Raw genomic sequence first — 8753 nt, 5'->3', positions numbered from 1 at the left:
TGTTAACGTTGCCAAACCTCATCAAGAAAAGTGCCAATATAAAAATCAAGCTATAAATGTTTTATAGAAACGCACATTCGCTAGTTTAAATTAGTGAATGTACATTTCTATTTTTATAGTCATTTTTTTTAGAGTTTAGCTCTTCCTTTTCTGTGTCCGCCTTTTGCAACAAACCCATTTGAACCTACACTATTTGCTCCTCTTGCCAATAAAATTCCGGCAACATGTGGTGAAGCCATAGACGTTCCGCCTATGGTATTGTAGCGTCCATTAAGCCAAGTAGATGTAACACTTTGTCCTGGAGCCCATCGATCTACACTCAATCCAAAATTTGAAAAACTAGTAGGACGCTTATTTACTCTATTGATAGCTCCAACGATCCATGTACGAGCAGTTCTTAGGCGTTGTGGTGAATAAAACTGCGTATCATCATTATCATTTCCTGCAGCTAAAGCTCCGTATATTCTTCTGCCCGCCAATCTTCTCATAGCCACTTCTAATGAAGTATTAATATTTCTATTTCTGAAACCTATACTATAATTAAACACATCATTAGCAACAGCTCTATTGTACACATAATCTATTCCGGCAATAATTCCAGCTATAGATCCAGATCCTGAGCGGCCTAAAACTTTTACTGCCACAACTCTTGAACCATAACTAACTCCAATAACGCCGCTTCCATTATTTTTTGCAGCTATTGTTCCTGCCACATGTGTTCCGTGTCCATTAAGATCTACCCAACTAGCTTCTCCACTCACAAAACTTCTAGACAAGGCTCTTCTAATTCTTAAATCAGGATGCGGCGCTATTCCCGTATCTAAAACCCAAGCAGTTCTTCCTGTTCCGCCGTTACCTCTTCTACCAACATAAGCTACTCCCCAAGGTAATGTTTCACCATTAGCTAATAAAGTATTAATTCCGCCTCCTATCGGATTCATTTTTGCAATTTCTTCCGTTTGCTTTTGCAATTCATCCGCTGAAAGACCTATCTGATTTTCGGGTTTTGGGAGATTTGCGTTTACTATATAGTTAGGTTCTATATAATCAATACGTTTATCTGTTTTCAGCTTTTTCAATTCTTCCGATGAAATCCCTTTAGCATGGAAACCTTGTATAGCACCTGTATAGACATTTGAAAGGTTTTTTTCGTTCAAACCATTGTCTGATAATACTTTTAGTGATTTCTGTTTGTAATATTGCTGGATTTTCAACAATTCTTGAGAACCTTCTCTTTGTGTTGCTTGATAATTATTAATGCTTTTTTCGTCAAGAGATTCCTTAAAAACTATAATATATTCTTCAGGTACAGCTTCTTGAGTAGAGTATTCCCTACCTTTAGTTAATTCTTCTATTTGATCACTATTTTCTTCTGGTAATAAAACTACTTCGTCTTTCGTACAAGCACTTAAAAAGGCCAGCAAGATAATCGTTGTAAAAAAAAATCTAATTTTCATAATGTTTTGGTTTTAAATTAATACTATTAATTGGTTATAAACAGGTGCAGTTTTGATATAAAACTTTACTTCATAAATAATTTTAATCTTCAAATTCCAATGCTTTTTCTAGGTGAAATTTACATCAGAACGCTCCTGTCTTTAACACCTACGTAAAAAAGAGACCAACGGTTTTATTTAATTCCAAAAAATCTTTAGTTTGATGCGTTTTTTAATTATTATTGAATGATTTTGATTGCTGTAATATTTCAACATTTAAGCAGATCATTCACCTTTTAAACTACTCAAAAATCAAAATTAAAAAATTTATCAGTAATTTAACTGAAAGCGATTCGTAAAAGAATATAGTAACGTATTCGTGAATTTCCCAAGTAAATTCTGCATATACCCTATTCTTGAGAGACTGTTACTTGATTGTTGTTAATTGCAATTGTTAACTGAGATTGTTCGACTTCATCATAATAAATTTCTACTTCTTTGAATTGATTTCCGATTTCGATGGTTGTTTTTGATGGTTTCATTTAGTTGCGTTTTTAGATTTATATAAATATCCTTTAAAAACAGACTCAAAGCAATACTTAATAATACGTATTTTTTAATCCTTAGTACTGAGGAGATTACGTATGCAAAGAATCCGTAATCTTTTTCCGTTACGTTTCAATACAATTGTGTAGTTTTATGAAATATACAACAGTACATGATTACACTTTCGATCCTATTTCAAAACATAGGTAAATTTCTTTGCTTGAAACTTTTTAAAACTAATTTACGTGACATTCGTAAACAACTGTATTGGAAACGTTTTGTCTATGAATTTAGCGGAACTATTTTTCTGTTTGTCATAGCTTTCATTATGTATGCAGTTATTTCAATGCAACATGAAAAAGTATATTTAGCAAATGATAGTTTAACTTATGGTATTGAAGCAAGTGAATCAGCAGAAAGTGTTGGTTTTAAAGATGGAGATAAATTAGTAACTATAAATGGAGAAAAGATTATAGAATTTACGCCTAGATATTTTCTTGTTGATTTGTTACTAGCCGACAATCCGTATGTTGATATTGAAAGAGGCAGTACAAAAATCCGATTGCAAATTTCAGATGAACACAAAAGAATAATTATAGATGATCGTAAAAATTTTATCAAAGCAAAAAATCATGAAAAATTAGAACTAACGCATGAAAAAAAATCGCTAGGAGAAATTTCTACAAACTTTTATGGATTATTAAAAAGTGGTGTTCACTATTTTAAAACCTTACTATTTCCGCCACAAAACGTCAACGGTTATGCCAACATCAAAGCTGCACAGCCAACTTTCCCTATATTCAATTTTGAGTTCTTTATTCATGTTTTTTGTTTACTATTAAGCATTCTTGTAGTGATTAACTTACTTCCAATTCCAGGATTAGACATGGGAAATGCAATTATAGCTTTGGTAGAACGAAAAAAGAAATTTCCTGCTAAAAAACTTTTCAGAATTCGCATACTTGGTATTATCGTTGTAATTTGTTGGATATTACTGATTGAACTTATGTATGACAGAAGTCCAATTTTTGAATTTTCACGCTATTTTTAAACACTATTTTAAATTTTATTTAGATTGAAAACATTTCTGTACCCTATACTTATGATCTGTATTTTTTGTACTTCTTTCTGTTGGAGTCAAGAAACCTTTGAAGGAGTCATTACCTATAAAATTGAATTGACTTTCAAGAAAGAAGATGTTCCGAATAAAGCGTACATAGCACAAAAATTCGGAGATACTCTAAAGATATTTTACAATAAAAAAGGAGACATTCACAAAAAGTATATTGGTAGTGGCGCTCAAGGATATGATTTTCACACCTATAAAACCAACACAAATAATTTTTATGCAAAGTGGGAAAACATAGATACACTTTACCATTACAATGTAAACGAAAATATTTTAACGTTTTTAAGTAAAGAATCTGGAACGTCGGAAGCTATTTTAAACAAACCTTCAAAATATATTTTAATAAAAGGATATGTTGCAGAAACAAATGAAATGGTACATCAGAAATTTTATTACACAGGATTTCCGTATCTGAATCCAGCTCTGTTTAAAAACTTTAAAGAGTTCTTTTTGGATGAAATTTTAAAAACATCAAAATCTCCTTTTCTAAAAAAAACACTAGAAATGGATGATTTTATCATCACCTATACCGTTATTAAAATTGAACGCAAATTTCTAAGTCCCAAAATATTTAAACTTCCTAAAAATATTCCTCAAAAAAAGACATAACATCAAAAAAATACTACAAAATCTCTTGTAATTTCGTTTTTTTGGATTCAACTTGTAACAACTCCAAGAAAAAGTAGTCACATATTACTGTTAAATTCTTTATATTTAAAGGCTAGTTAAAAAAACGTTTTTCACTTCTGTAGTGTCGCGCGTTTTTTCAAATACTAATTTTCAACACAACCGAACAAAAAATACATTCATTAACAAAAAACAACTTAATACATGGCAGACGATTTTGATTTACTAGAAACTTCAGGAGCAGCACAAAAACAAAAATCTAACGATAAAGTTGATTGGGGAAAAGCAATCGACCAAATGAAGTCGAAATTATCGCAAGAAGATAGCCCAGAAGTGCGCCAAAAAATATTGAATGCAACATTAGATAATGTTGTTGATATGGCTGAAAAAGATCGTACTTCATTGCTCGACGCCATCAAAGATTTAACAGATTATCAAGATGAAGTAGGAATTATTTTTGAACGTTTTTCTACGTTAAACGATGACGAACAACGCGTTATTGATGATGCGATAAAAGAACTGGAAAAGGCAAAAGTTGAATACCAACAAGCGTTAGACAAACCAGATACTTGGTGGAATAACCTTTGGGGAAGAAAATCAAGAATTGCCAGAGAAGAAACAGAATTAGAGCAAGCAAAAAAAGATAGAAAGTTTGCAGACTCTAAAGCAAAGGACATGTTTCAGAAGCGAATTGAAAGTTCGGATACGGAAACTTTGTTAAAAGAACTTTCTTTCAAAAGTCAAGCTGCGGTAAAACGTTTAAAAGATCGAGAAGTTGAAATCAAAGAAGTTGAAAGCAAACTTCAAGTTGCTATTGTTGAAGCAAGTAAAAATCATACAAAAGCATTACAGAAAAAAGAAGAAACGGAAGCCGATCTTGACAATCAAAAAGCATTATTGAGTCAGGCACGACAAGCGTTAGAAGAAATTGTTGACAAACAATCTCCTGAATATTCGGAAGCCTTGGCTAAAATTACACAATTAGAGCAAAAAGTAGAAGAACTCGACGGTTTACGAACTGCATATATTACGTTGGCAGCAAGTAAAGACAGTTTTGTACACAAGCACAACTTAACTATAAAAGTATTGACATCGTTACGTAGCAACTTACAAACGCACCGCGCGAAGTTAAAATCAGATACCGAGGAAAGAATCCGTTATTACGATGGATATGTAGTGGCTTTAAAAGCACGTACCGATCAAGAATTTGCGGCAATCTTAGAACATTTAGGTGTCAAGACCGATGAAAAAATTGGAGAAACATTGGCAGCAATGTACACAGCAAGTTCAAAAGCACGTCAGGACATGATGGAAAACATTCCTGTACATGAAAAAGTAATGAAAGGTATTTACAGCAGTTACGCGGAATCGTTACAAGAAATTCGTGAAAAAGATGTGAAAATCCGCAAGAACTTTGCTGATCGTTACGGAATTGACATGAAAGAATTATTCGAAGAATATTACAAAAACAACGAAAATCCAACAACAGGAGACGCTGGCGGAAACGACGATGCTTCTAATGATAGTGGCGGAGTTGGTAACGGCGCACCTTCAAACGATGGCGGATCTGATGATTTGTTAAGCTAATTTTTAATACTGCCTTTTCTTGAATTCTGCATGAAGGATAGAAGCGGCATCCTTTTTAACTATGAAACGTCATTGCAAGGAGTTTGCGACGAAGCAATTTGTTTGTTTGTAAATAGATTGCTGTATTAAATTTAAAACGCACCTTACAATAAATAAACGTGTTAAAAAGATATAGCGAATAGCCTGACCTGTTATAGCACACTGAGCTTGTCGAAGTGAACTATAACTGGACATGCCCAAAAAATAGTAATTACTATATAATTCCGTTTTTCATGTCTTTAAACGATATTACCACACCTTTAGATTCCGCAGCACTAGACTCGGACGCACAATATGACTTGTATTACCGAATGGTGATGCACGTGTTGGACGAATTTGAAATTAATTTGGTGGAATGGAATCATTACCGAATTTGCACCAAAGAAGAACTGAAATCCTTAGAAGATTACTGCAAACGTTTGGCGTTTTCGTTGCGTGTGATGCGACTTAAATACCGATTTGACGAAGAGCAAATGAAAGTCGATTTGACCGAATCTGGCTTTCCAAATTATTTGGAATTGCGCTATATTCATAACGATTTGGACTTAAAAGAAGAATTTAAAGCCAAATTGCCTGATGCAAGCGAGTTTAAAGAAAAGTTTATAAAACAATTGCTTATAAACAAACAACATGTTGACAAACGCGACTTGTTTGAAGCTTCGTCTTCGCTGTATTATAACAGGATTCAAGAAGATAAAATATTTCAGAAATTTGTTTTAGGGAAGATCAAAAAGACGAAAAGCACGTTTGCAACGTATGTGCTCGATTGGGCTTTTTACGATGTTACACTCAACAGGCCGTTTATTTGCTTTATGTATTTTGATTATAAGTACGATGAAAAAACAGCCCAAGAAATTTACAAAACGATACAAGATTGTGCCGATCGTTATCAAGATTTAGACAATATGGCGTATATGATTGATAAACGTTTGAAATATGTGCATCCGCGCAAAATAAAACGTGTCGATTTGGGAATTTTACACAGTATATTCTCAAAAGACGATCACGAAATTACGCAAGCTTTATTGAAAGCAATTGCGGTAAAAGATGTAAAACTGAATTCGTTTTCGTTGACAACTACTGTTGAAACGATTAATTCGATAAACTCATCAAAAGTAAGCAATGATTTACTATCGTTTAAAAAGCAGGAAATTCAAGTTTGGAGTGAAATTGCAACGCATAAATACATTTTAGCGCCACACAGAGTAATTCAATTATTGTACGGAAAAATTCCAAATACCATCATTCATTTGCATCACGAACCTTTTGAAATTGAAGAATTACCTACTGAAGAGTGAAATTGAAATTGAACTAGAAATTGATACTTCGGCAGGCTCAGCATACACAAATTGACAAATCGACGAATTGACAAATCAACGAATCAACGAATCAACAAATTGACAAATCAACAAACATCAAATCAACGAATCAACGAATCAACGAATCAACGAAACAACAAACAGTCAATCAACAAGTAAAAAAATAACAAGAGCGCAGCGACAACTGACAACTGATAACAGCTAAAAGGATCGCAGCGACCAACAAACAAAAACATACATGGAGAAACAACCGACTTTTCCTATCAAAAAAACTGAATTGACCATTTTACGTGAAGAAGCTTCTTCGTTCATAAAAAGTGTGCAATGGGAACAAGGATATAAAGCGCGTAGTAGAGATGGCAGTAAAGAACAAGAAGATATTTTATTATATCTGTCTAAAGCCAATGGAAATGCTGGAGCAAATGCAATTTCGATCTCAAAAACAATTTTAAGTCTCAAAAAACGCTTATTACCTGATTCTGTTGCTTTACCGCTTTCGCTGAATGAGACACTGTACAACTTACAGGAAGCTATTGCCATTGGTTTATGGATAAAAGACAGTTATTATGATGCGTCAGGCTTGTCAATTCTTCATGAAAAAAGATCCGGACTTTCTACAGATCAACGCAAAGAATACGAATCCAAACAACAAACCGCAACAGCTTTTAAATTGTTTAGCTTGGCGTATTATGTTGTTTCGCAACTCAAAGAAAAAGCTTCGGAAGATAATACGGTGATGCAAAACAAATTTGCTGGAATTCCAGAAGTTTCGTTTTTAACACCAACCAAAGGAATATCATGTCAGTTGTTTTACTATGATAAATACATGAATCACCCAAATTTGATCAACTCAGAACAAGATGTGATCGATTTTACAGTAATGTATTTTGAAGCATATTTAGAAGAAATCATACAACGAAAAGGCGCGTTAGATCATACCGAATCAATTACGGATAGAACCTATTTGTTAGAAGATTCAGAATTCTCAATTGCAGGTTGGGAAACCGTTTTCACGGGAAGTGCCACAAGTGTGGAATTCAATCCAATTCGTTTTGAGCAGATTGTTGGAAATAAAGACGCCAAGCATTTTGCCAAGCGTTTGGTAGAACGTATGATGAGTTATGACATTGCTACAAAACGAAATCCTTTTCAAGAACTCGGTGGTTTTATGCCTGTTTTTATGGGATACGGAATTCCAGGAACAGGTAAAAGTATGTTAATTGCCGCCATTGCAACTATGTTAAAAGAACGCTGCGATCATTTGAACATTCCGTTTTTATTTCATCCAATGCCTGATACGATTGTTTCTACTTTTCAAGGTGGATCGGCAGAAAAAATGGTGCAATGGATGAAACCGATGCAAGATTCATCACGATTAATTTTTGCGCCTATTGATGATGCAGAAAACAATTTACAAGAACGAACTGCGCAAGGAGTTTCGGCAGGTGTAAAAGAAGTTATTGGTGTATTTTTACGCTATACGGAAGGTGCGTATGCCGTAAATCATGGAAATAGTGCTATTGGTTTATTCACAAATTTACCTGAACAATTGGACAAAGCCGTGATTTCGAGAATTCAAGGACGTTTCAAAATTGATGGCGCACGTACGGAAGAAGATTTCTTAGATCAAGATTATATTTGGTGGTCTAAACTCGAAAAAACATTGCCCGGATTTGTATCTATGAAAGATCATCCTGATTATAAATATTTAAGCGATCAAGGTTTGGTTGCCAATGCAGGGGAAATTTTAGGACAATTAGAGAAACCTACCGAAGAAAAAATTGCGATTATTTATGATAAAGTTTTAGCACAAGATTCTTTAGATTCACATACTTTCTATTCAAACTTATACGGTTCGGTTCAAAAGGAATTTCCGTTTTTCTCTTCGCGAGATATCCGAAACATTCAAAGTGCAATTTCTTTGCGTTTGACAGATTTTAACTTGGAAGATGATTGGTTTGAAAACCCTGAATTGTATTTCCAAAAAGACTACGACACCAAATTAGGAATGTTGAAAGAATTGATGAAATCGAATATGAAAGGACTCGATTTTGCCGCAGTTCGTAAACA

The 8753-nt window shown here is 33.8% G+C and carries 7 protein-coding genes; 5 read left to right on the top strand and 2 right to left on the bottom strand.

Annotated features, from left to right (window positions below):
• Positions 1 to 128: 128 nt before the first annotated feature.
• Positions 129 to 1457, bottom strand: a complete 1329-nt coding sequence (locus tag AB8B65_RS05340; protein WP_405299824.1) for a S8 family serine peptidase — start codon at positions 1455 to 1457, stop codon at positions 129 to 131.
• A gap of 389 nt (positions 1458 to 1846) precedes the next feature.
• Positions 1847 to 1978 carry a hypothetical protein gene (locus tag AB8B65_RS05335; protein WP_405299823.1) on the bottom strand — a complete coding sequence of 44 codons (132 nt, stop codon included), beginning with the start codon at positions 1976 to 1978 and terminating at the stop codon, positions 1847 to 1849.
• A gap of 224 nt (positions 1979 to 2202) precedes the next feature.
• Here AB8B65_RS05335 and AB8B65_RS05330 point away from each other — a divergent pair, with 224 nt between their 5' ends.
• The 5 genes from AB8B65_RS05330 to AB8B65_RS05310 form a co-directional block, all read left to right on the top strand.
• Positions 2203 to 3033, top strand: coding sequence for a site-2 protease family protein (locus tag AB8B65_RS05330; RefSeq protein WP_405299822.1), 831 nt, complete (start codon positions 2203 to 2205; stop codon positions 3031 to 3033).
• 51 nt (positions 3034 to 3084) lie between these two features.
• Positions 3085 to 3720, top strand: a complete 636-nt coding sequence (locus AB8B65_RS05325) for a hypothetical protein (RefSeq protein WP_405299821.1) — start codon at positions 3085 to 3087, stop codon at positions 3718 to 3720.
• Positions 3721 to 3942: 222 nt separating this feature from the next.
• Positions 3943 to 5325 carry a microtubule-binding protein gene (locus AB8B65_RS05320; RefSeq protein ID WP_405299820.1) on the top strand — a complete coding sequence of 461 codons (1383 nt, stop codon included), beginning with the start codon at positions 3943 to 3945 and terminating at the stop codon, positions 5323 to 5325.
• A gap of 272 nt (positions 5326 to 5597) precedes the next feature.
• Positions 5598 to 6662, top strand: coding sequence for a hypothetical protein (locus AB8B65_RS05315; protein WP_405299819.1), 1065 nt, complete (start codon positions 5598 to 5600; stop codon positions 6660 to 6662).
• A gap of 259 nt (positions 6663 to 6921) precedes the next feature.
• The coding region (locus tag AB8B65_RS05310; RefSeq protein WP_405299818.1) for an AAA family ATPase at positions 6922 to 8753 on the top strand (1832 nt) is incomplete at its 3' end.

This window comes from Kordia sp., from assembly GCF_045105435.1.
Classification (GTDB): domain Bacteria; phylum Bacteroidota; class Bacteroidia; order Flavobacteriales; family Flavobacteriaceae; genus Kordia.
The sequence above is the reverse complement of the archived record's forward strand: the minus strand, read 5'-3'. Positions and strand labels throughout refer to the sequence as shown.

Bases quoted from the DNA above. Each gene is read 5' to 3' on its own strand.
- AB8B65_RS05340 (WP_405299824.1), bottom strand. From the start codon at position 1,457: ATGAAAATTAGATTTTTTTTTACAACGATTATCTTGCTGGCCTTTTTA.
- AB8B65_RS05335 (WP_405299823.1), bottom strand. From the start codon at position 1,978: ATGAAACCATCAAAAACAACCATCGAAATCGGAAATCAATTCAAAGAA.
- AB8B65_RS05325 (WP_405299821.1), top strand. From the start codon at position 3,085: ATGATCTGTATTTTTTGTACTTCTTTCTGTTGGAGTCAAGAAACCTTT.
- AB8B65_RS05320 (WP_405299820.1), top strand. From the start codon at position 3,943: ATGGCAGACGATTTTGATTTACTAGAAACTTCAGGAGCAGCACAAAAA.
- AB8B65_RS05315 (WP_405299819.1), top strand. From the start codon at position 5,598: ATGTCTTTAAACGATATTACCACACCTTTAGATTCCGCAGCACTAGAC.